This is a genomic window from Pseudomonas sp. DF5 (assembly GCF_058148225.1).
The window spans coordinates 175467-198610 of the sequence record NZ_JBYVYM010000007.1 but is presented as its reverse complement, the minus strand read 5'-3'; the positions used below and the strand labels follow the sequence as shown (position 1 = coordinate 198610).

Sequence of the window (23144 nt, the reverse complement as noted above, 5' to 3'; positions counted from 1 at the left end):
GACCGTCCATGCTCTCAGTCAAAGAACACAATGATCGGGCCGCGGCCGCCTATGCCTCGGTCACTGGAAAATACTGGATCGAAGCGCTCAGGGACGGCCGCCATGTGCTGATCAGGCCCTTGCTGGAAAAGGACCGCGATCTTGAATATGCCTTCATCAAACGCCTGTCGCCCGAGTCCCGGCACATGCGCTTTCTCGCGCAGATCAACGAACCCGGCGGCGCCATGCTCGATCAGTTGATGGACACCGACAACAAACAGCGCATGGCCTACATCGCGCTGGTTCACGAAAATGGCAAATTGATCGAAATCGGCGTCAGCCGCTACGCCGCCACAGCGGAACATGAGTGTGAGTGTGCGGTGACGGTCGCTGATGAATGGCAAAACCTGGGCCTGGGCACCATTTTGATGGAGCATCTGATCAAGGCGGCCCGCAGGAACGGTTTCAATCAGATGTATTCGGTCGACGCCGCAAGCAATACCCCCATGCGCGACCTGGCCAAGGCCTTGGGTTTCGATCGGCACAATGATCCCAACGACAGCCGTCAGGTCATTCATCGTCTGTATATGTCGTAAAGCCGATTGCCCCACGACGTACCGGCCAACGGTCCGCCGTGGGGCAAGTCTACGTTCAGGGTTACAACGACCTGTCGGGTTTGATCGCCAGCACACTGCAAGGGGCTCTGTGCAAGAGCTGTTCGGCAGTGGTCCCCAATAACTTGTTTAACCCCGAGTGCTGCACCGTCCCCATCACAATGACATCGGTGTGATGGTCCTCGGCGAACTTGCAAATACTCGGCACTGGCGCGCCTTCGACGAAGTGCCGACGCTGCGACGGCACGCCGTGACGCTCGGCCAGCGCCGTAAACGCCTGGTGTTGCGCGGTGCCCATGGCTTCGTAAAGACCGGAGGCCAACGGGAGTGCGCCAACGCCCATGTCCAGGGCATACACGGCTGTCCAGTCATACGCATGCACCAACTCGATCTGCGCCTCGCACTGCTCAGCCAGCTTGGTGGCGGCGTCGATGATCTGGTCATTGAACACCAGATCCTGCTCTTCGCTACGCAACACATCGACGATGGCCAGCACGTTACGTGGCCGCGCGTTCCGGGCGTTGGTCACCAAATGCACCGGCACCGGGCAATCGCGCAACAACTGCCAATCCAGCGGTGTGAAAAACACCCGCTTCAACGCCGACTCCTCCTGGGCGTCCTTGATGATCAGGCTCAGTGACATCTCGTTGACGAATTGCAGGATTTCCTCGTAAGGGTGCTGTACCCACACCACCTCGCTGGTGACCTCGACGCCGTGTTTGCTTATCAAATGGGCTTGCTCGGCAAGCCATTGCCGATGGGTTTGCAAATAGCCTTCCCGGGCCTGGGCAATTTGCTCGGGGGCAAACAGACCGGCGACGGCCAGGGCCTGCAAGTAATCGAATGCCACGATGTGCAGCGGCGATTGCATCGCGCGAGCCAACGCGGCGGCCCGGTCGAACGCCGGAGTACGGGTCATGGAATGGGGGGCGATCAACAGTAAACGCTGAGTCTGCGACATGGGACACCTCGGCACGCGGCCATCTCGATGCAATGAGTAGAACCCTAGAGTGATCGCAGCAGATTCAGGCGACTTGATCTTTGTCAGCTACAGCGCGCGTATGCCCGTTAATGCAGCAACATGCCCGCCCACATCGCCAACGTCAGCAAGACCTGGCCGGGAATGACATACGCGGCGAACCGTCGCCCGCCGCTGACCCAGGCCACCAGGCATTTGCTCAGGGAGTTACTGCTGACGGCAACCAGCGTGGGCCCGGCAATGGCGTCGAACGGCAACAGCCCGGCCTTGGCCAGGGCGCCAATGGACGCCGTCGAAGAATGGGTATCGGCGAAACCGGTGAGCGTCGTCGTGACCATCACGCCCACTTCACCAAAGTGATTGAGCACCATCGAAGACACAAAGGTAACGCCGGTCATGGTCAATGCGATGACCAACGCCAGCTTGAGGTTGAACGCACCGCCGACCTTGACCGGCTGATTGTCGCCACTCGCAGGTTTGGGCAACATCAGGCTCAAGCCATACAGCGCCGTGGCGGCGGCACCCAACAACAGCGGCCCCCACATGTAGCGCAATAGACCGATGTCGACCGCCCCCAGGATCAGGCCGACCTGAATGATGGTAGCCAGGTTGGACAGCATCGCTGCCGCACTCAAGACTTTGATGTTGCCTGGCTCCTTGGCGACAAGGTGCCCCATCGCGGCGATGGTCGCGATGCTGGAAGCAAACCCGGAGGCGATGGCGCTGACCACATAGCCGTAACGGGCACCCAGGGTACGAACGGCAATATGCCCGACCGCCCCGACGGCCATCAGCAACACCGTCAGGGTGCAAATGGTGCGCAGATTGATGGCGGCATAGGGGCCGATAAAGCGATCCGGCGCCAATGGCAATACCACCAGGGCCGCGACCAACAGCACCAGACCGTCGCGCATCTCCCCTTCAGTCAATTGGCTGCGCGCAAAATGATGCAGTTTTTGGCGATACGTCAGCAGCCCCGCCACTACCACGCCGATGGCGATGGCCAGTTCGGGCGCGCTGTTACACAAAGCCCCCAATGCCAATACCGTGAATAACGCCACTTCACTGGTGACACCAGGGTCAGTGCCCAGGCTTCGCCAGTAAGCCACAGTGACCAGCAAGGCCACCGAAACCGCCATGATGCCCACCAGCAAACCACCACCGATTTGCATCGCCACATAACCCAGCAACGCGGTGATCGCGAACGTACGCAATCCGGCACAGGCGCGACTGTCCCCACGCCCCTTGTGCCGTTCACGTTCAAGGCCGACGAGCATGCCGATCCCCAGCGCAGCTGCCGCCCCTGCCAGGCCCAAGGTTTCGTTCATGTGATTCCTGTCCGGGTATAAGCCACAACCCCAAGACTGCACCGGCATGACGCAGGAGAGATTGATAGTGGTCAATGTTTTATAGATGGACCTGGCGCCCCCCGCCACACGTCGGGCAGCAAGCTGGATCACTCGCCAGATTGATAAAGATCAATCCCGGCCCCCCGGTTAGCGGCAGGATAAAAGCCAGAGGACCACTGCCCAAACGCAGGGGTGCCAGGGAGTACGGGAATATCTACGATTATTGACGGGAGTTTGGTCATGTCTGAGCAATCACGCTTCATGCTGGTCGTCTCGCCCCTCATGGAAAACAGCCCCGCGTTCGACCGCGCCGCTGCGTTGGCCAAGGCCTCGGGCGCGGCCCTGCATATCGTTGCCTTCGATTACCTGCAAGGCCTGGCAACGGCGAGCATGGTCAACGAACAAGCGCTGGAGGAGATGCGGCTGGGGTATGTCGAGCGCCATCGGCAATGGCTCGAAGAACAGGCTCGCCCCTTGCGTAAAATCGGAGTGCCCGTCACCACAGAGGTGATCTGGGTCGAACGACCTTTGCAGGAAATCCTCATTCATCTCAAAGAACAGCCAATGGCGGTACTGATCAAGGCACTGGAATACGAGTCGCTGCTGTCACGCATCATGTTCACGCCCCTGGATATCCATTTGCTGCGCGAATGCCCGGTGCCGCTGCATTTTGTCAGCCACGTGAAGCACGTGCTGCCGCGCAGAATCGTCGCCGCGGTCGATCCCTTCCATAGCAATACCCAGTACAAGGATTTCAACGACAGGATTTTGCGCGAAGCCTCAAAACTGGCCAGCACCTGTAACGCTCAGCTCGACGTGATCTACGCCCACGATCTTTCATCCCTCAGTGCGGACGAGTTCGATTTCGACAGTAGCTCAGCGCTGTTTTCCCCAGGCAAAGCCAAGACACTGTTTGATGCTCAGGCCGATGCTTTCCGTGAACTGGCCGAGCGCAATGGTATTGCGCCAGAGCAACAGCACATGATCATGGGCAACCCGAGCAAGGTCATTACCCAATACGCCGACGCCTACGATATCGACGTGATTGTCATGGGCCGGGTCGGCCACCGAGGCGTGGGCCGATTGGTGGGCAGCACGGTGGAGCATCTGCTGTACAAAATGCCGTGCAGTGTCTGGGTGGTTTCACCTGAGGAACTGTAGAGAGCTGTTTCGCACCTGGCCTACCAACCTTTCAGACAAAGGACATCACCATGAACGACTTGAGTCTGCGTCAGAGCATTATGGATGAGCTTGAATTCCAGCCTGAGATCGATGCCGCCAACATCGGTGTGACCGTGGACAATGGCGTCGTCACGCTCACCGGGCACGTTAAGAGCTACGCGCAAAAAGTAAGCGCGGAACGCGCGGTAAAAAGCATAAAAGGGGTACGGGCCGTGGCCGAAGAAATTCAGGTCAGGCCGATGAAAAGCGCGGGCACGGCGGACGACGCCATTGCCTCCCGCGCCTTGAATATCCTCACCTGGAGCTCCGACATTCCTGAGCAGGACATCAAAGTCATCGTGCAGAAAGGGTGGATCACCCTTGAAGGCGAAGTGGACTGGCAGTACCAGAAAGAAACCGCCGAGATGGCTGTGCGCAAGCTGTCGGGGGTGGTAGGCGTGGACAATCGGCTCGTCCTTCGTCCGCAAGTGAACGTGGACGATATCCAGCGTCGTATCGAAGAAGCCCTCAAGCGCAATGCCGAAGTCGATGCCAAGGAAATTCACATCAAGGTCGAAGGCGATGTGGTGAAGCTGGAAGGCAAGGTTCATTTATGGCGCGAGCGTAAGATCGCCGAACGTGCTGCCTGGTCAGTACCGGGAGTGAGGCAAGTTGATGATCATCTGCGCATTGCCTGAGTCAACGAGCCCGGGGAAACCCTAATTTCCCCGGAGCATCAAGGGTTTGCGGCGGGCCAGCGGGCTTCCCGTTCGTCGATTGCTCCCGGCAATCCTCCGAACGGAGCCCGTGCCCAAATGCACAACACCTATGCTTTATATATAAACCCCCATGGCGCCATTGACATGACTGAAGTCCGCCTGCTTCAGGGTCAACACCTCAAGGCTGCCTGTTCCAATTGCAGTGTATTAGCGTTTTGCCTGCCTTTTGGTCTCGACAAACTGGAACTCGAGCGCCTGGACAAGCTGATTTTGCAACGGTTCAAGGTCCGCAAAGGCGCCCCCCTCTACCGCGCAGGCGATCCCTTGCGTTTGCTGTATGCGATCCGTATCGGCTCATTCAAGACCAGCGTGCTGTCGATCGATGGCCGCGAGCAGGTCACCGGGTTCCAATTGCCCGGCGAGATGCTCGGCCTGGATGCCATCAGCGCCGATGAACACACCTGTAATGCGTTTGCCCTGGAGGACAGTGAAGTCTGTCCCATCCATTTTTCTCAGCTGGAAAAACTCGCCCGGGAGCTGCCGGCTCTGCAACACAACCTGAACAGGTTTCTGAGCCGTGAAATCGTCCGTGATCACGATCTGCTGATGATGTTGGGCAACATGAACTCGGATGAGCGTCTGGCCGCCTTTCTGCTGAACCTGTCGCAACGCTTGAGCATGCGTGGCTACTCATCCAGCGAATTCATACTCAAGATGCGGCGCGACGAAATAGGCTCCTACCTGGGGTTGCGCCTGGAAACCATCTGCCGGGGTATCGCCCACCTGCGGGAACAGGAGCTGGTGGAAATAGTCGGTCGTGAGGTCAAGGTGCTGAACCTGCACGGGCTCAAGCAGCTGGTCGCCGGTTGCCATTCGGCGGTCCACCACTGAGGCTGCATGGCTTTTCAGCGCTTATCAAGGTAACGAAAAAGCTCCTCCTCCTGATCGAAGTGCAGCCGCACGAGGGTATCCAGGCGGATCAACTGATGCTGGATCTCATCGACAGACGCTGTCGCAGGGTCGGTACTGAAATCCGTGCTCATGCGCGCCAGCAAATGGATCAGGCGGAAGATCTCGCGGTGGACGTGGCTCATCGCCGACATGGGGTCCTCGCCGGGCAAGCTTTGCGTCAACAGCGGGTACAGAGTGTTTTCATCGTCCCGTTCGTGGCGGGCCAGTGATTCCTGCAGGTTTTTTACCAGCGCCAGCAAGTCGCTCTGTGCTTGCTCGAGTGGGCGCTGGGCGAAGTCGCTTGCCAGTTGGTGCAGATCGCTCAGTACCGAAGCGAGCTGGTCGTGTTCGTCTTGCAGGTGATCGATATGCTCGGCGGCCAGCTTGCGTTGGCGCAAACCCGGCAACGGCCCCAATGCACGCAAGGCATTGAAGATGATCACCACGTCGATGCCCTCCTGAACCACGGCACCGACCAGCGGCGGCAGGTAGCCGAAGGCGGCTACCCCCATGGCCAGCACCGACATGCCCATGCCGGCCAATACGCCTTGACGGGCGATGTGGCGGGTCTGACGGGCGATGTCCAACGCCTCGACCAGTCGATCCAGACGATCCACCAGCAGCACCACACCCGCTGCTTGCGCGGACGCCGTGGCACCGCTCGCCCCCATGGCCACCCCGACATTGGCCGCCGCCAGGGCGGGGGCATCGTTGATGCCGTCACCGACCATCAGTGTGCTGGCGTGCTGGCAGGCATCCTGTACCGCACGCACCTTGTCCCCAGGACTCAACCCGGCGCGCAACTCGTCGATCCCGGCCGACAAGGCAATCATCTCGGCGGTTTCCACTCGGTCACCCGTGAGCATAACGATCCGCTCGACGCCTCTGTTGCGCAGTCGGCGCAGGGTCAGCGGGGTTTCCCGACGCAGCTTGTCGGAGAAGATCAGCAGGCCCGCGAGAGCCCCATCCACTTCAACGAAGCTGCCGCTGCACGCCAGGTAATCCATGCGGCGCAGCATGGTGGCAGCCCAGTCGCCAACCGGCGATTCATTTTGAACAAACGACAACGTGCCGAAACGCACCCGCAGGCCATCGATCAACCCGCAAAGACCAGAACCCGGACTCTCCTCGACCGCCTGCGGCACGCTGAGCGGCAATCCACGCTGACAGGCCGCCTCGACAATGGCCTGGGAGATAGGGTGTGTCGAGGCCTGTGCCAGCGAAGCGGCCAGGCCCAGCAGACGCTGCGGATCGAGCGCTCCGTTGGTCTCGATCGATTGCAGCCGGGCGTGGCCGCTGGTCAACGTGCCGGTCTTGTCGAGAAACACTTGCTTGACCTCGGCCAGCGCTTCCAGGGTGACGCCGTCCTTGATCAGGATGCCGCGCCGCGCTGCCCTCGAGATACCTGACATGATCGAAATCGGCACGGCCAGAATCAACGGGCAAGGCGTGGCCACCACCAGCACCGCCAGCGCGCGCAAAGAGTCGCCACTCATGTACCAGGCGAGGCCGGCAATCAGCAAAGTCAGCGGAATGAAGAGCAACGCGTAACGGTCGGCCAAGCGCACGAAAGGCGCGCGCGATTGCCGTGCGGCTTCAGCCAGGCGCACTACCCCGGCGTAGGTGCTCTGCGCTGCGGTTCGAGTGGCGGCCAGCAGCATTGGCGCGCCGACATTGGTCACCCCGCTGGGCACTAGCTCTGCTTCCCGGCGGGTGACCGGCAATGACTCGCCGGTGAGCGCCGACTCGTCGAGAATCGCCGTGGGGCTGAGTAGACGGCCGTCGACCGGTACCACTTCCCCCAGGCGCACAAGCAGCGTCTGATGCGGTTGGATCTGCTCGACCGGAATCTGCCGTAAATTACCGTTCTCCTGCAGCCAGGCAACGCGTGGCGCCCGGTCGACCAATGCACGCAGTTCGCGTTCGGCGCGTTGTTGGGTGAAGAACTCCAGGATGCGCCCCGACGCCAGCATCAGGGCAATCACCGCCGCCACCAGCGTCTGCTGAAAAAACAACGCGGCGGCTATCGACAGCAGAGCGATCAGGTCCACACCCGCCTCGCGCCGGGCCAGGCGCCTGACAATCTCGACGAGCAGCACCAGGGCCATCACCAGACTGCCCGCGGCCCAGCAAATCGATGCCCAGTCAGACTTGTGAGCAAGCTGCGCAATGCCCCCGGCCAGCAGGGTCAGGGTGGTGAGCAGCAATAAAACCGGGTCCAGCCACTTACTGAACATCGATGTGGGTTCCTCAAGAAACGCTGCGCAGCCCTCGTTGTACAAATGCCTGCGGCTCATCGCCGTCATGGGTTGAGCTTAGGTCTGGAATGCCCGGCATGTTCGCTGCGCGCTATCAATTGAAGCGTCGCCTGGCGTTAGCGCAATGGCCGCTGCGGGACAAAATCGCTGTGTTCTTTCTTTCTGATTTAAATCAAACAGCCAGGGGCCGTTCACGTAGATATTTAGAGTCAACGTTCACTCCGCCGCATCTGCGGTCTGCGCCCATTCTTTCGTTTCGTGGAGGCTTACTTAACATGGCGACTCATCTGCACGGTACGCAACCGATCCTCCCGCCGACCGCCCCCCAACCTCTCGCCGGCAGCTTGCGACAATTGGAGCCCAAACGCTTGTCCCTGAGCCTGCTGACGGCTCTGGTGATCGGCTCGATGATCGGCAGCGGCATTTTCAGCCTGCCGCAAAACATGGCCGCCAGTGCGGGTGCCGGTGCCATCCTGATTGGCTGGCTGATCACCGGCGTCGGCATGCTGTCGCTGGCACTGGTTTATCAAACCTTGTCCAGCCGTCAACCGACCCTGGACAACGGCGTGTTTGCCTATGCCCGGGCGTTGGGCGGTGAGTTCCTCGGCTTCAACTCCGCCTGGGGTTATTGGATCAGCGCCTGGGTCGGCAACGTCAGTTACATGGTGATTCTGTTTTCCGCGCTGAGTTTTTTCTTCCCGCTGTTTGGCGAAGGCAACAACAAAGCGGCGATTGTCGGGGCGTCCGTGGTGCTCTGGTCATTGCACTGGATGATCCTGCGGGGCATGCGCACCGCGGCCAAAGCCAACGCCCTGACCACACTGGCCAAAGTCGTGCCCTTGCTGCTGTTTATCGGGCTAGTGATCGCGGCCTTCCAGCGTAAAACCTTCATGGTCGACTTCTGGGGTTCTCCTGCACTGGGCAGCACGCTGGATCAGGTCAAAAGCACCATGCTGGTGACCGTCTGGGTGTTCATCGGGATCGAGGGTGCCAACGTGTTTTCCGCCCGTGCGGCCGAACGCGTCAATGTTGGCCGCGCCACCGTTATCGGTTTCGTCATTACCTTGTTGCTGCTGATTGCGGTGTCCCTGTTGTCGCTGGGCATTCTCGGACAACCGGAGCTGGCGACCCTGAAAAACCCTTCGATGGCGGGCGTACTTGAGGCAGTTGTCGGGCCGTGGGGCGCGATGTTGATCAGCATCGGCTTGATCATTTCAGTCGGTGGCGCCCTGCTCGCCTGGACGCTGCTGGCAGCCGAATCGATATTCACCCCCGCCAAGGAAAAGGTCATGCCGGGTACGCTCGCCATGGAGAGCACCCGTGGCGTGCCCGCCAATGCGCTGTGGATCACCAACGGCTGCATACAGCTGTTCCTGCTGCTGACGCTGTACTCGAGCGCCACTTACCTGACCCTGATTTCCCTGGCCACTTCGATGATTCTGCTGCCGTACCTGTTCAGCGGTTTGTACGCATTGAAACTGACCTGGCAGGGCCAGACCTACGCCGGCCACCGAGGCCTGCAACTGCGCGACATGGCCATTGCCTCGGTCGCCACACTGTATTGCCTGTGGTTGCTGTATGCCGCCGGGCCTAAATACATGTTGCTCAGCGCCTTGCTCTACGCCCCTGGCTCATTGATTTACCTGGGTACCCTGAAGGCTCGCCAGGGACAAGCGCTCAACGGCCCCGAGACAGGACTGTTGATCATTATCTGGGTGGCGGCTGCCATCGCCGGCTGGATGTTGTGGTCCGGAACATTGGCCTTGTGAGGATGTTCTTGTTTTGTCGTGGTGGGCCGCAAAACCAATGTTTCGGTTCACCTTATTCGCCAAGAGGAGAAAAGAAATGAGCAACTCCGTGAAGAAAGTACCCGTTCATACCGAAGCGAAAACCGCTCTGCGCCCAAAGACAACTGATCTGATGCGCCCCTTCGAAAAGCTTCGGCAACAAGTCGACCATCTGTTCGAAGACTTCAGTCTTGGCTCAGGGTTGTCACTGTTCAATCGCGGGCTGTTCGATGTCGAACCCTTGTGGGGTCGGGAATTGATCGGTCAGAGCATGCCTGCGGTAGACATCGTCGAGAAGGATAAAAGCTTCGAAATCACTGCCGAACTTCCCGGCATGGATCAGAAGGACATTGAGATCAAACTGTCCAATGGCAGCCTGATCATCAAAGGGGAAAAGCAAGAAGCGAAGGAAGAGAAAAAGAAAGGCTACTATCTTAGCGAACGTAGCTATGGCTCCTTCGAACGGATATTCAACCTGCCCAAAGAGGTGGATGCCGATAAGATCGAAGCCAGTTACAGCAAAGGCGTACTGAGCATCTCGCTGCCGAAAAAGCCTGAAGCCCTGAAGGCTGACAAGGTCGTGCAGATCAAAGGCAACTGAGTCCCGGGCCTGCCCCTTGTCGGGAAACCGACAAGGGGTTTTTTATGAGTACCAGACAACCTCGCCCTTCATCTCCTGAACGTTGTGGGGCTATTAACGACCAACCAATGCCTTGAGCTCGGTCAGTGATCGGGTATTGATCACGTTGTGTTTTTCCAGCCAGCCACGGCGTGCCTGGGCGACGCCATAACGCAAGTTGGCGAAATCAGCAGTGCGGTGTGCATCCGAATTGACGCTGATCAGCACACCTTCATCCTTGGCGTATTGGCACTGCAGGTCGAACAAATCCATGCGTTGCGGTTGCGCGTTGAGTTCCAGGCAGCAACCACGCTGCGCGGCAGCCTTGATGATTGCCGGTAGGTCCAGGTTCAGAGGATCGCGTTCGTTGATCAGGCGACACAGGGGGTGGGCCAGGATAGTGAAGTAGCGATGGTCCATGGCCCTGAGAAGGCGTTGGGTCTGTTGACGCAGCGTCAGGCCGAAATGACTGTGGACGGCGCCCACCACCAGATCCAGACGTCCCAGAATATCGTCGGGTAAATCCAGGTGGCCGTCTTCGAGAATGTCCACCTCGATACCCTTGAGCAACGTCATGCCCTGCAAGCGGCTGTTAATCGCATCGATTTGGTCGATCTGCTTCAACAATTGCTCGACTCCCAGCCCATGGGCCACCCTGAGGGACTGCGAATGGTCGGTGATCGCCAGGTATTCCAGCCCAGCCTCCCGGGCCGCCAACGCCATCTCTTCCAGGCTGTTGCCTCCATCCGAAGCGCGGGTATGCGCATGAAGGTCGCCTTTGAGGTCGGTCAGCTCAATCAGCCCAGGCAAGTGGCCGGCCAATGCCGCAGCGACTTCGCCACGGTCTTCGCGCAGTTCCGGCGTGATCCACGGCAAGCCCAATGCCTGATAGACCGAAACCTCGGTGGTGCTGGCCAGGCGATTGTTGGCCCGGAACAGACCATATTCATTGAGTTTCAGCCCAAGCTTCTGAGCCCTCTGACGAATCGCGATGTTATGTGCCTTGCTACCGGTGAAATACACCAGTGCAGCGCCATACACCGCCGGCTCGACGACACGCACATCCACTTGCATGCCTGAGTTCAGCATGACGCTTGCACGCGTATGCCCCTTGACCAGCACGGTGGAAATGTCCGGATGGCTGATGAACTGCGTGGTGACATCCACCGAAGGCGCTGCCGCCACCAGAATATCGATGTCGCCGACGGTGTCGCGCATGCGTCGCAGGCTTCCGGCAGTGGTTGCTTGCTCGACTCCCGGCATCTGCTGCAGGTATTCGGTCAGTCTGCGCGCCATCGGCTCAACCAAAGCCAACGGCAAACGGCGATCCTTTCCGATCCCCTTCTGCGCGGCACTCAACAGCCGCGCTTCCATCCGCTCACCGAAGCCGGGCAAATGGCGAATGCGACCCTGTTGAGCGGCCAGACAGAGTTGCTGCGCAGTTTCGATACCCAGGTCGTGATAAAGGTTTTTGACGCGCCTGGGTCCCAACCCGGCAATGGAAAGCAGCCCGACCAGCCCGGGTGGCAATGTCGAACGCAAGCGTTGGCGTAGCGAGCAATCGCCGGTGGTCACGATTTCATTGATCTTGCCGGCAAGATCAACCCCGATCCCGGTCAGTTTGGGTAGCGGCTCGCCACGAGCGAGTGTTTTCGCCACATCAAAGGTCAGCGCCCTCAGGGTCCGTGCTGCATTGCGGTAAGCCCGGATCCGGAAGGGATTGGCGTCCTCGATGTCCAGCAGGTCAGCGATTTCATCAAAAACCGCAGCGATATGATCGTTGTCGACCACCTGACTGCCGCTGGTCGGGGGCGACAAGACCGCCAAAGGTGCCTGCAAAGGTATGGCGGTGTGCTTCATGGCGTGACTCCCATCGCACAGGCTTCATGAAGTCAGCATTACCGATCCAGACTTCCCGGCATTGATATAGGTCAGACAGCAACCGGACACTCATCGGCCATTTTGTGCACCGACTATTGATAAAACTCAAATGCTCGACTGCATTCAGGCGTAGGAATGATTGAAGAGGCGGTACAGGCTCGCGACGTCGAATGGATCGAAAACAACCCCGTGCGAGCCCTGCCCTGACAGTCGACGTGATGCCGCGCCGCATCGCACGTCGGGCAATCCACCCTTATGGGGATGACGTTCATGAACACACCTTCCCAAAACATGCTGAACCACCTGTATGGCACGCATACCCACATAGACGAGGCCTCAATTGTTCCGCTCTTGCGCCAATACGCCGAACCCCTGCCGGAACTGAATTCACCGGCCTTTGGCGAAATGTTCGACCGCTTCGCCGATGCGCGCGTGGTGATGATCGGTGAAGCCAGCCATGGCACCAGTGATTTCTATCGGACCCGGGCGGCGATTACCCAACGGCTGATCGAGCAACACGGATTCAATATCGTGGCCGTTGAAGCAGACTGGCCGGACGCGGGCCATGTAGACCGTTATGTCAGAGGGTTGGCGCGCTCGGCCTGGACGCGGCACATTTTCAGCCGGTTCCCGACCTGGATGTGGCGCAACACCGATGTGAGAGCGTTCACCCATTGGCTGCATCAGTACAACCACCAACACGCGCCTGAACAGCGCGTCGAGTTTCGCGGTCTGGACGTTTACAGTTTGCGCAACTCCATCCATGAGGTTCTGAGCTATCTGGACCGTGTCGACCCACAGTTGGCACATGAAGCACGGCGGCGCTATGGCTGTTTGACCCCGTGGCAGGATGATCCTGCGCTGTACGGCCACTTCGTCGAACGCGACGGCCTGATGCCCTGCGAGCATGCGGTGGTCGAACAGCTCAATGCCATGCTGGCCGAGCAACTGGCCGGGGATATCAAGGACGATGAAGCGTTCTTCGATGCGACCCAGAACGCCCGGGTCATCCAGGCGGCGGAACAATATTACCGAGCGATTTATCGAGGTTCGACGGCCTCCTGGAACCTGCGCGACAGGCACATGTTCGACACGTTACGTGCGTTGCTCGAACACCGCGGTCCGCAAGCCAAGGCCGTGGTGTGGGCGCACAACTCGCATATCGGCAATGCGGCCGCGACAGAGATGGGCTGGAAAGGTCAGTTCAATATCGGTCAATTGTGCCGCAATGCCTACGGGCGCGATGTGGTTCTGATCGGCATGAGCACCGACCGTGGCCAGGTGGCCGCGGCCGACGACTGGGATTGCGAGATGCTCATCAAGGACATCCGGCCGTCCCGGCCAGACAGTTGGGAGCGCAAGTTCCTCGACGCCGGCGTCCCGGCTTCATTGACCGACTGGCGGGATCCACAGCGGAAAGAGCTGCGCCGGGCCCTGTCCAAACCGCTGCTGGAACGGGCCATCGGTGTAATTTATCGACCCACGAGCGAACGCTTCAGCCATTATTTCGAGTCAGTGTTGACCGAACAATTCGACGCCATGGTGTGGATTGAACAGACGCAACCGGTAACCGCGTTGCCCCTGCCAAAAAGCCAGGCGTTGGAACCGGAAGACGAAACCTTTCCATTCGGCATATGACAGGTATCGGACGGTGGTCGTCTGCGTGGGATGACTACCGTCGCAAATACTGCTCAAACCAGTCGCCGGCCAGTCTGGCGACTTCTTCGAGGGTTCCTGCTTCTTCAAAAAGATGTGTCGCGCCCGCCACCACTTCCAGGCGCTGCTCGCACTGCAGGGCGCGACTGCTTTGCACATTGAGATTGAGCACCACCGGATCCAGCTCACCGACAATCTGCAGGGTCGGCGCCTTCACGCGGGACAGCGCCTCACCCGCAAGATCGGTCCGCCCTCCCCGGCTCACCACCGCATGCACCACGTCCGCCCGCTCGGCCGCTGCCAACAGTGCCGCCGCGGCACCGGTACTTGCGCCGAACAATCCGATCGGTAGCGGTTGCAGTTCGGCGTCCTGACCAATCCAGTCGATCACCTTCACCAGTCGGTTGGACAGCAGCGCAATATTGAAACGCAATTCCCGGGTCTGGTTGTCCAGGTATTGCTCTGGCTCTGTGAGCAGATCGAACAGCAACGTGCCCAACCCCCGCTGAGCCAGAGACAGCGCAACTTGTTGATTACGCGGGCTTGAACGACCACTGCCGCTGCCATGAACGAACACCACCAAGCCGCCAGCGTGCACCGGCAGACGCAGGTCGGCAGACAGCTCCACGTTCCCCAGGTCCAGCTTTCGATAGCGAAGCTCAAACATCGGAGTTCTCCTGACCGGAAGCACTCGTATTGGACTCTCTGCGCCAGGCCCGACGCAAAAGATCGATGACTTCTTCGTCCGAGGTCTGGGAAAAATTCAAATACCAATTGCCGATCGACATCAGCCATTCGGGGGTGAGCGGGCAGATCACCTCATCGACTTCGCTAAACAGCGCCTCTACCGTCTCCGGTGGCGCCACCGGCACGGCGACGACAATACGCGACGGTGCTTGCAAGCGCGCCGCCTGGACCGCTGCCATCATTGAGGCCCCGGTCGCCAGGCCATCGTCGACCAGAATCACCACCTGATCCTTGAGCGCCAAGGGGGCACGCGAGCCCCGGTACAAGCGCTCGCGACGCAACAGCTCCTGGGTTTCCCGTGCCACCACGTTATCGAGCGTGCGCTGATCGATACGGTTCGCCCGCAGCGTATCGTCATTGACGATCTGGATACCGCCACTGGCAATCGCGCCCATGGCGAACTCCTGATGGAATGGCACCCCGAGCTTGCGGACCAGCATCAGGTCCAGGCGAACCTCCAGGGCCGTGGCAATTTCATAGGCCACCGGCACGCCGCCGCGGGGCAAGGCGAGAACGATGACATCGGGTCGATGAGCGTATTTGAGCAGCGGCTCCACCAGCCTTCGACCGGCATCAACCCGGTCACGCAGGAGGGTTTGCGTTGAGGGACTATAAATCACTTGAAAACCTCCCCAGGCGAGCACACCTGTCGGTTCGTATCACACAGCCTTGACCTCTCCACGTCCTTGCGGGATCAAGCATCAGTTTTCATTAAAAGTCCTCCGCTGGAGTCTCCTTGTCGTTGATTTTTATCAAGCTCGCGCGCAAGGCCAACCCTGTCCGCGCAAGGGACCGGGCATTTCATTTCGTCGTTGTTGATCAATATCAATCAGGCTGGGGCCCAATGGATTACGTTGCCGATAGTGGACAGCGCCGCCCTACAGCGGCGCGTTATGGGAGACTGTCATGCCGACCTTATTTGCGAGCCCGCGATTGCGCTTGTACGACAGCGATGAACTCGATTCGGTGTTGCAGGCAATGGCGCGCCAGGCAGCGGCACTGTTGCCGCCCACTCAAGCGGCACTGATTGGCATCCAGCGCCGCGGCGAACCTCTGGCGCAGCGTTTACAACAGCATCTGTCACATCAGACCGGCCAGCCAGAACTGCCGCTCTACCCCTTGAAGGTCAAGCGCTATGCCGATGACCTCAAAGTACTGCACGCCCACACCGAACTGACCGAAAACCCGCTGCTGGGCGAGCAGGATCTTGCCAGCACCACCCTGCTCGTTGTCGACGATGTGCTGTTTGAAGGCCATTCGCTCCTGCGTACCTGCGCGTATCTGGCGCAACTCGGTGCTCGTCGGGTCTTCACGGCCGTATTGGTCGACCGGCACGTCTGCCAGCAGCCGATCCATGCCGATATCGTCGGCGTGCATCTGCAAGTGGCCGCCACTGACATCGTCGAATGCAACGTGCCCCCTTACGAAACGGAATTTTGTATTGAAGTCTGGCGCCATGGCGCCGCGCGATGACGGCGCAACATGCGTAATCGAACAGTGAGTAGCGCTTACTGTTTGTTTTTTTCGTCCTGGTCGCCTTCCATCATCCGTGGTCTGAACATGTGCATCGGCATCTGCCAACGGTCATTGCCGTAGAGCCGGTGATGCACCACCGTCCAGAACAGATCGAAAATGGTTTTCTGCTCAGCATCCAAAACCTCGTAGAAAGTTTTGGTACGCACCAGCGCAGCATCCATGCGCTCCAGATGCGCCTCCATCCACTTGGTTTGCGTGCGCAAACGCTCTATCTCTCTGGCCATTCTTTCGGGGGTCGTTTCATTCATCGGCGCCCTCATCGTGCTCGCCCTTTCATCACGTTCGGCCTTGGCCTTTTCCTGATGCTGATTGGCGTCCGCCATGACCCCCGTGGCCCAGGTATCCCAGGCAGCCATTTGCTCCGGCTTGAGATTGAGCTTGCCCTTGAGATCGTCCAGGGTCTGTTGCGTGTATTTGACCCAATCGAAATCCTGAAAACGATGATACATGCCACCTTGCGCAGCAGACATCGGCGGGTTGGCGAAGACGCTGGTAGAGGGCACCAGCAACATGCTTGCCGCCATTAACATGCATTGGCCGATCAGGCTTGATCTGTTCATTTCAGTTCATCTCGATACCGTGGGTTGATTCGAGAATAGGAGTCGGCCTGGGGGCGTATCTGATCCACATCAGAAAACAGGCAGACCTCCGGGCAAGTGGATAAACGGTCGAGCTGCCCCCGTAATTGGAAAAGCAGCCAGCAATCGTTATTGGCGGTGCTAATCCAGCGGATCACTGGCTCCTTCCGGGGGACGGGTACCGGGGCGGGGGGCCCAAGATCGCCTTATCAATGTTCATGAGGGGCATACCTCAAAAGAGTGTCATATTCTTTATAAAGTCATCCGCCCACGAGGGCTTGCTGTTGATCTAAATCAAATCAAGGCACAACCGGCCTGCCGTTTTGTCTGACGACTTGCCCCCTCGGAACGGACTACATTGCGCGAAATTGATCTGCATCAGATAGACGATGAACGCTCAATACACACTGCAAGCGTCTGGCTCGCGCAGGAGCGCTGACATGTGCGGGAAAATCATGGCGTGTATCGGTGGGAGTGTCGCGTTCCGGCTGCTGATCCGCATCATGCTGACAAGCGTCTGCGCACTGGCCTGGAGCGCGGCCGGCGCCACACAGAACGCTGCACAGAGCGTCGAGCCAGGCGTCACGATCCTCGTTTACCACCGTTTCTCGGACACGGCGGACGACTCGATGACCGTGCGCATGAGCACCTTCGAAACCCAGTTGCGCGTCCTGCGCGAGCACGGTTATCACATCGTGTCGCTGCGCGAGGTGGTCGACTGGCTGCGCAATCCCGATGCGACGTTAGCGTCGAAGCCGGTGGCGATCACCGTCGACGACGGGCATCGTTCGGTCTTCGACAAACTGCTGCCCGTCATCCAGCGCGAGCGTTTTCCGGTGACCCTGTTTATCTATCCATCGGCCATCTCCAACGCGTCCTATGCGCTGACCTGGGAGCAGTTGCGAACCCTGAAGCAGACCGGACTCTTCGACATCCAGTCGCATACGTACTGGCATCCCAATTTCAACGTCGAGCGCAGGCACCGCACGCCGGCGGACTTCCAGCAATTCGTCCGTACCCAACTGCAAAAATCACGTCAACGCATCGAGTCGCAAACCGGTGCGCAGCAGATCGACATGCTCGCGTGGCCGTTCGGTATCTATGACGACGAGTTGATCGCACTCGCCCGCGACGAGGGTTACACAGTGGCCTTCACACTAGACGCGCGCAAGGCTGACCGGCACGCGCGACTGCTCGCCCTGCCGCGTTTTCTGATGAGTGATGCCTACGGCGCACACGCGTTCGCGCAGTTGCTCGGTGAGCCGGACACTCAGCCGACAGCAGGGAACCCACGATGACCGTTAGCCGCACATTGAGGCGCTATGCGATCCCGGCGCTATTCGTCGTCACTGCCCTGCTGACCGGGCGAGGCGCACTGGCCGTCACCGGTGTCGTGCTCGACTCGAGCACGCAGAAACCGCTCGCCGACGCGATCATCACGACCTCTGCCGGCGTGATGCGTACCGACGAAAACGGACGGTTCGAGACGGCCGAGGCAGTCGAGCGTGTCGCCGCCCGCGCCCCAGGGTATTTACGCACCGAGGCCAACGTGAGCGACGAAACCCCTATGACGCTCGCCCTGACCCCGTTTCGCCCCAAAGCGGTCTACCTGTCGGTGTTCGGCGTGACCAGTTCGATCCTGCGCAACAACGCTGTCAGCCTGAGTGAAAAAACCGAGATCAATGCACTGGTGATCGACGTCAAGGGTGACCGTGGCCTGACGCCCTATCGCAGTGCGGCGCGCGAGGCGATCGGCGCAACGGCCCACTTGACCACACGGGCACCTCAGATGCGCGACTTTCCGGCGTTGCTTGCCAAGCTGCGCGCGCAACACCCGTACCTGATCGCGCGCATCGTGGTGTTCAAGGACGATCCATTCGCCAGTGCGCATCCAGAGTGGAGCGTGCACACCGCTGACGGCCAGCCGTGGCGGGATCTCGAAAAGCTGCAATGGATGGATCCGTTTTCACACGAGGTCTGGCAGCACAATCTCGATGTCGCCGAAGAGGCAGCGAAGATGGGTTTCGACGAGATCCAGTTCGACTATGTGCGTTTTCCCGACAAGAGCGGGCTGCGCTTTGCCCTCCCCAACAACCGCGCCAACCGGACCGCGGCGATCATCGGCTTTCTGCAGGCCGCACGCGCACGACTCGCCCCCTACAATGTATTCGTCTCCGCGGACATCTTCGGCTACGTCTGCTGGAACCTCGACGATACGGCGATCGGCCAGCAAATCGAACTGCTGGGCGCGGAGCTCGACTACATTTCGCCAATGCTGTACCCGTCCAGCTTCACATGGGGGCTGCCGGGCTTTACCAACCCGACAGCCGACCCCGGCCAGATTGTCAGGCGTACCCTGGCGGAGGCGATGAAGCGCACCCACCTGCCGGGCGTGCGCTTTCGTCCCTGGTTGCAGGCCTTTCGTGACTATGCCTTCGATCGTCGCCCGTTTGACGCGGCCGCTATCAGTGCGCAGGTTCACGCCGCCGACGCAGCCGGCACCGATGGATGGATGTTATGGAACCCACGCAATCACTACGATGCCGTCGATCTGCCACAACGCTGAAGCGTTGGGTGATGCTGCTTGGCCTGGCGATGGCGGCGCACATTGCCTGCGCCGGCGATCTCGATGCGACGACGCGCCAGCAAGCCGCACAGATCGTCGAGGGCCAGATCGCCGCCGGACGCGTTCCAGGGGCTGTCGTCCTGATCGGTGACTCCACGCATGTGTTCTATCGCCAGGCCTTCGGACAACGCACGACGACGCCCCCCCAAGAGCCGATGACGCTGGACACCGAGTTCGATCTGGCATCGCTGACCAAAGTCATCGCGACCACCACGGCCATCCTGCAACTGGCCGAAACGGGCCGCATCAACCTGGACGCCCCCGTTGCACGGTATTGGCCGGCCTTTGGGGCGCACGGCAAAGAGACGGTGAAGGTGCGTGACCTGCTTGCACACACGTCCGGGCTGCGCCCAGATTTGCCTGGGCGGCCACCCGGTGCGGGCCGCAAAGGTGTGTTGAACGCCATCGCGGCGCAGCGGCTGCGCAACGCGCCGGGTGCCCAAGTCATTTACAGTGACCTGAATTTCGTGGTGCTCGGCGAACTGGTCGAACGCATCACCCACAGCTCGCTCGACGCCTATTGCCAGGCTCACATCTTCGGGCCGCTGGGCATGCGCGACACGGTTTTTCTGCCCGATACCCTGCGAGCGATACGCAGCGCACCGACACTCGCCACCAAGACTGGTACGCTCCGGGGGCGCGTACACGATCCGACGGCGCAATGGATGGACGGTGTCTCCGGTAACGCCGGGCTGTTTTCCACGGCGGACGACCTTGCGCGTTTCGCGCAGATGGTGCTGAACCAGGGGCGCGCAGGCAGCCGGCAGATTCTGCGGCCAGCGAGCATCGCCGCCCTCACGAGCGCCGCTTCGCCGCTCGACAGCGTGCCGTGGCGCGGCCTCGGCTGGGAACTGGCCGCACCGTTCGTATCGAACCATGATCGTCTGCCGCCGATTGGCGTCATCGGCCATACCGGATACACCGGCACGGGGCTGTGGATTGATCTGGTGACCCGCCAATTCATCGTCATCCTGAGCAACCGGGTGTATCCCGATGACCGCGGTGACGCTCGCCCCCTTCGTGCGCAATTGCTTGCACTGATGGCCAGTCGCGGGGCACCTGCAAGCGGCGCGCAAATCGGCCGGTTGCTGCCCTCAGCGGTGCCGGCACTGCGGGCCGCCGATCGCCTGCCCACCTCGACGGGCCCGGTGCAGACAGGTATTGATGTGCTTGAGGCACAGCAGTTTGCCCCGCTCGCCGGCCTGCGCGTGGGCTTGATCACCAATCGCAGCGGATTCGACGCCAAAGGCCGACGCACCGTCGACGTCCTCGCCCATGCGCCAGGCGTCAGACTGGTGGCGCTGTTTTCGCCCGAGCATGGACTGAACATCGACGTGGACGAACGGGTCGGTGACACCCGCGACCCGGCGACGGGCCTCACGGTGCACAGTCTCTACGGCGCAACCCAGCGCTTCCCGGCCGGCTCGCTCAAAGGGCTGGATGCGCTGATCTTCGATATTCAGGACGCCGGCGTGCGCTTCTTCACCTATGAGACGACACTCGGCTACGCACTCGAAGCCGCCGCGGCGCAAGGCATTGCGCTGTTCGTGCTGGACCGGCCCGACCCGCTCGGCGCACTACGTTTCGGCGGCCCGGTGATGGACAGTCGCCGTGAATCGTTTACCGGCTATTTCCCTGCACCGCTGCAGCCCGGCATGACCGTCGGTGAGCTGGCGCGTCTATTCAACCGCAACAAGCACATTGGTGCGGATCTGCGCGTGGTGCCGATGCAGGGATACCGGCGCACGATGACCTTTGCCGACACCGGGTTGGGATGGGTGCCGCTCTCGCCAAACCTGCGCACGCTCTCCCAGCTGGACCTGTACCCGGATATCGGTTTGCTCGAAGGCGCGAATCTGAGTGTGGGGCGCGGCACACCGCACCCGTTCGAGTGGGTCGGCGCGCCGTGGATCGACGCGACCCGGCTCGCAAACGCGCTGAATGCGTTTGACGTCGGCGCGCATTTCGAGCCGGTCGACTTCGTCCCCACCGAATCAAACTGGCACGGTCGACTCTGTCATGGCGTGAGCATCACCCGCCTCTCAACGCCTGCGCAACGCCCTGTAGCCAGCCTGGGACTGGCCCTGCTCGCCACCTTGCACACACTCTATCCCCACATATTCGACCTGGCGGCGACCCGTGATTCTATCGGCTCGCAAAGCGTGTGGCAGGCGATTCGCGATGGCGCAACACCTGACGCGGCGCAGGCGCTCGACGCAGTGCCGCTTGCGCGCTTCGCGCGGCTACGGCAGGAGAACTTGCTGTATTGACCGGCAGCGTCATCGACTACCTATCGATGGCGCCTGTCCGCCGGTTTTTTCCTTTTGCATCAGATACGCGACGAGCTTGTCCAGGGTGTCCACCTGTTGGTAATCGACTTCAGGAATGACCACCCCCAGGCTCCGATTCAGGGCCTCGATGAGGCGAAGCCAATCCATGGAGTCCAGATCAACCTCCTCGCGTAGCGGGCGGTCACCGGGTAATTGCTCAGGGTCGACTTCAGGAGCGATGCGCTTCAACGCGTTCAACACCTGATTGCGTACCGATAGCGGGTCCATGGGCTCACCCTCACAAATTCTCTGGGGTTTGTAACAAACGACGGACTTCCCCCAGGAAGCGTGCGCCGTAGTGACCATCGCTGACCCGATGATCGGCTGACAAGCTGCTGACGACGGTGGGCATCACACACAACTGGCCATCTTTGACCCAGGGCCGCTCGCCGATACGGCCGAAACCGACCAAGGCAACCTGGGGCGGGTAGATCACCCCCAGTACGCTGTCTACACCCTGATCGCCGAGCTGGGTGACCGTGATGCCGGCGCCACCCAGTTCGGAGCTGCGCAAAGAACCGCTGCGGGCGCGCTCCACCAGGCTGGACAGTTCACTCATCAGATCGGTCAAGGACGTGTCGGCCACATGCCGCAGAACCGGGGCGACCAACCCGCCCTGGCGCAAGGTAATTGCCACTCCAAGGTCTGTATCGGCTGCCGGTTTAAAGCCGTTGTCCTGCCAGGAACCGTTGAGCTGCGGATAGTCGCGCAAGGCCAACGCCACCGCTTTGAGCAACAAGACACCGGGTAACAGGCGCTCCGGCAATGGGCTTTGCGCGTTGTGTGCCTGCAGCCAGGCCATGGCCTTATCCAGGGCAATGGTTTCGCTCAGGTAGTAATGGGGAATCTCGCGTTTCGAACGACTCATCGCCGCCGCGATCGCGTGACGCATGGCCTGGTTACGGTCGGGTTCCGGCGCCACACGGGCGGCTGTTTCGACATCTTCCAGGGTCACCACGCCGTGTGGACCATGACCCTGCAACTGACTGGCATCGAGCCCCAGTTCGGCCGCGCGCTTGCGTGCGGCGGGAGAAATCTTCGGCCGCTGCGCTGAAAGGTTTTCCACCTCACGCGGCACAGGCGCGGGCTTCGCTGTCCGTCGCACGCTCTGCGGACTTTCACCCGGTTCCAGCAACTGCGCGATGGCGGTACCGACAGGCACTTTGGCGCCGACATCGATCAGCAGTTGCAACACCGTGCCATCGTGCCAGCACTCCACATCGATAGCTGCCTTGGCCGTATCGACGACGGCAATCACCTGACCACGCTTGACCGCATCACCGGGATGGACTTTCCATTCCAGCAACGTGCCTTCATCCATATCGGCTCCCAGCGACGGCAATTTGAACTCGATCATGGTTGCCCCTCCTGGCC

20 protein-coding genes are annotated in these 23144 nt (G+C 60.3%); 11 read left to right on the top strand and 9 right to left on the bottom strand.

Features of this window, described 5'->3' with window-relative positions; genetic code table 11:
* Nucleotides 1–8 precede the first annotated feature (8 nt).
* Entirely contained in the window at nucleotides 9–575 is a 567-nt protein-coding gene (locus tag AC30D7_RS09285; RefSeq protein WP_490133831.1) for a GNAT family N-acetyltransferase, read from the top strand.
* A 61-nt stretch (nucleotides 576–636) separates the two neighbouring features.
* Here the strand turns inward: AC30D7_RS09285 and AC30D7_RS09280 are convergent, their stop codons facing one another.
* Both AC30D7_RS09280 and AC30D7_RS09275 read right to left on the bottom strand, forming a co-directional pair.
* A complete protein-coding gene (locus tag AC30D7_RS09280) occupies nucleotides 637–1554 on the bottom strand; it encodes a universal stress protein (protein WP_490133830.1) in 918 nt (305 codons plus the stop codon).
* A gap of 107 nt (nucleotides 1555–1661) precedes the next feature.
* Entirely contained in the window at nucleotides 1662–2900 is a 1239-nt protein-coding gene (locus AC30D7_RS09275; protein WP_490133829.1) for an MgtC/SapB family protein, read from the bottom strand.
* A gap of 261 nt (nucleotides 2901–3161) precedes the next feature.
* On the opposite strand from AC30D7_RS09275, the gene AC30D7_RS09270 reads away from it, so the two are divergent.
* From AC30D7_RS09270 to fnr, 3 genes are all read left to right on the top strand, one after another.
* Nucleotides 3162–4082: a universal stress protein gene (locus AC30D7_RS09270; protein WP_490133828.1), complete on the top strand. Its 921-nt coding sequence runs from the start codon at nucleotides 3162–3164 to the stop codon at nucleotides 4080–4082.
* A 50-nt stretch (nucleotides 4083–4132) separates the two neighbouring features.
* Nucleotides 4133–4780, top strand: coding sequence for a BON domain-containing protein (locus AC30D7_RS09265; protein ID WP_064616928.1), 648 nt, complete (start codon nucleotides 4133–4135; stop codon nucleotides 4778–4780).
* Between the two features lie 165 nt (nucleotides 4781–4945).
* A complete protein-coding gene (fnr, locus tag AC30D7_RS09260) occupies nucleotides 4946–5692 on the top strand; it encodes a fumarate/nitrate reduction transcriptional regulator Fnr (RefSeq protein ID WP_433785918.1) in 747 nt (248 codons plus the stop codon).
* Nucleotides 5693–5706: 14 nt separating this feature from the next.
* Here fnr and AC30D7_RS09255 read toward each other — a convergent pair whose 3' ends face one another.
* Nucleotides 5707–7989 carry a heavy metal translocating P-type ATPase gene (locus tag AC30D7_RS09255; protein ID WP_433785916.1) on the bottom strand — a complete coding sequence of 761 codons (2283 nt, stop codon included), beginning with the start codon at nucleotides 7987–7989 and terminating at the stop codon, nucleotides 5707–5709.
* A gap of 296 nt (nucleotides 7990–8285) precedes the next feature.
* Here AC30D7_RS09255 and arcD point away from each other — a divergent pair, with 296 nt between their 5' ends.
* Together arcD and AC30D7_RS09245 are read left to right on the top strand one after the other, a co-directional pair.
* On the top strand, nucleotides 8286–9779 hold the full coding sequence (gene arcD, locus AC30D7_RS09250) for an arginine-ornithine antiporter (protein WP_433785914.1): 1494 nt from the start codon (nucleotides 8286–8288) through the stop codon (nucleotides 9777–9779).
* A 76-nt stretch (nucleotides 9780–9855) separates the two neighbouring features.
* A complete protein-coding gene (locus tag AC30D7_RS09245) occupies nucleotides 9856–10398 on the top strand; it encodes an Hsp20/alpha crystallin family protein (protein WP_490133827.1) in 543 nt (180 codons plus the stop codon).
* Nucleotides 10399–10491: 93 nt separating this feature from the next.
* Here the strand turns inward: AC30D7_RS09245 and polX are convergent, their stop codons facing one another.
* The gene (gene polX / locus AC30D7_RS09240; RefSeq protein WP_490133826.1) at nucleotides 10492–12276 is read right to left on the bottom strand and encodes a DNA polymerase/3'-5' exonuclease PolX; all 1785 of its coding nucleotides are present in this window, start codon (nucleotides 12274–12276) and stop codon (nucleotides 10492–10494) included.
* A gap of 291 nt (nucleotides 12277–12567) precedes the next feature.
* Between polX and AC30D7_RS09235 the strand changes: the two genes are divergently transcribed.
* Nucleotides 12568–13935: an erythromycin esterase family protein gene (locus AC30D7_RS09235; RefSeq protein WP_490133825.1), complete on the top strand. Its 1368-nt coding sequence runs from the start codon at nucleotides 12568–12570 to the stop codon at nucleotides 13933–13935.
* Nucleotides 13936–13969: 34 nt separating this feature from the next.
* Here AC30D7_RS09235 and AC30D7_RS09230 read toward each other — a convergent pair whose 3' ends face one another.
* Both AC30D7_RS09230 and AC30D7_RS09225 read right to left on the bottom strand, forming a co-directional pair.
* Nucleotides 13970–14620 (bottom strand): dienelactone hydrolase family protein, encoded by a 651-nt coding sequence (locus tag AC30D7_RS09230; RefSeq protein ID WP_490133824.1) that lies wholly within the window; start codon nucleotides 14618–14620, stop codon nucleotides 13970–13972.
* Entirely contained in the window at nucleotides 14613–15317 is a 705-nt protein-coding gene (locus tag AC30D7_RS09225) for a phosphoribosyltransferase (protein WP_490133851.1), read from the bottom strand. Before AC30D7_RS09225 ends, AC30D7_RS09230 begins: the two co-directional genes overlap by 8 nt.
* A 289-nt stretch (nucleotides 15318–15606) precedes the next feature.
* Between AC30D7_RS09225 and AC30D7_RS09220 the strand changes: the two genes are divergently transcribed.
* Nucleotides 15607–16173 (top strand): phosphoribosyltransferase family protein, encoded by a 567-nt coding sequence (locus AC30D7_RS09220; protein WP_490133823.1) that lies wholly within the window; start codon nucleotides 15607–15609, stop codon nucleotides 16171–16173.
* A 35-nt stretch (nucleotides 16174–16208) separates the two neighbouring features.
* Here the strand turns inward: AC30D7_RS09220 and AC30D7_RS09215 are convergent, their stop codons facing one another.
* Nucleotides 16209–16796, bottom strand: a complete 588-nt coding sequence (locus tag AC30D7_RS09215) for a Spy/CpxP family protein refolding chaperone (protein ID WP_490133822.1) — start codon at nucleotides 16794–16796, stop codon at nucleotides 16209–16211.
* A gap of 458 nt (nucleotides 16797–17254) precedes the next feature.
* Between AC30D7_RS09215 and AC30D7_RS09210 the strand changes: the two genes are divergently transcribed.
* From AC30D7_RS09210 to AC30D7_RS09200, 3 genes are read left to right on the top strand one after another with little or no spacing between them, the layout of a single operon-like run.
* On the top strand, nucleotides 17255–18112 hold the full coding sequence (locus AC30D7_RS09210; RefSeq protein WP_433785901.1) for a polysaccharide deacetylase family protein: 858 nt from the start codon (nucleotides 17255–17257) through the stop codon (nucleotides 18110–18112).
* Nucleotides 18109–19380, top strand: coding sequence for a putative glycoside hydrolase (locus AC30D7_RS09205; protein WP_490133821.1), 1272 nt, complete (start codon nucleotides 18109–18111; stop codon nucleotides 19378–19380). Before AC30D7_RS09210 ends, AC30D7_RS09205 begins: the two co-directional genes overlap by 4 nt.
* An 11-nt stretch (nucleotides 19381–19391) precedes the next feature.
* On the top strand, nucleotides 19392–21710 hold the full coding sequence (locus tag AC30D7_RS09200; RefSeq protein WP_490133820.1) for an exo-beta-N-acetylmuramidase NamZ domain-containing protein: 2319 nt from the start codon (nucleotides 19392–19394) through the stop codon (nucleotides 21708–21710).
* 9 nt (nucleotides 21711–21719) lie between these two features.
* Here AC30D7_RS09200 and AC30D7_RS09195 read toward each other — a convergent pair whose 3' ends face one another.
* Both AC30D7_RS09195 and AC30D7_RS09190 read right to left on the bottom strand, forming a co-directional pair.
* A complete protein-coding gene (locus tag AC30D7_RS09195) occupies nucleotides 21720–21998 on the bottom strand; it encodes an acyl carrier protein (RefSeq protein WP_064616916.1) in 279 nt (92 codons plus the stop codon).
* 10 nt (nucleotides 21999–22008) lie between these two features.
* Nucleotides 22009–23127, bottom strand: coding sequence for a dihydrolipoamide acetyltransferase family protein (locus AC30D7_RS09190; RefSeq protein ID WP_490133819.1), 1119 nt, complete (start codon nucleotides 23125–23127; stop codon nucleotides 22009–22011).
* Nucleotides 23128–23144: the final 17 nt, after the last annotated feature.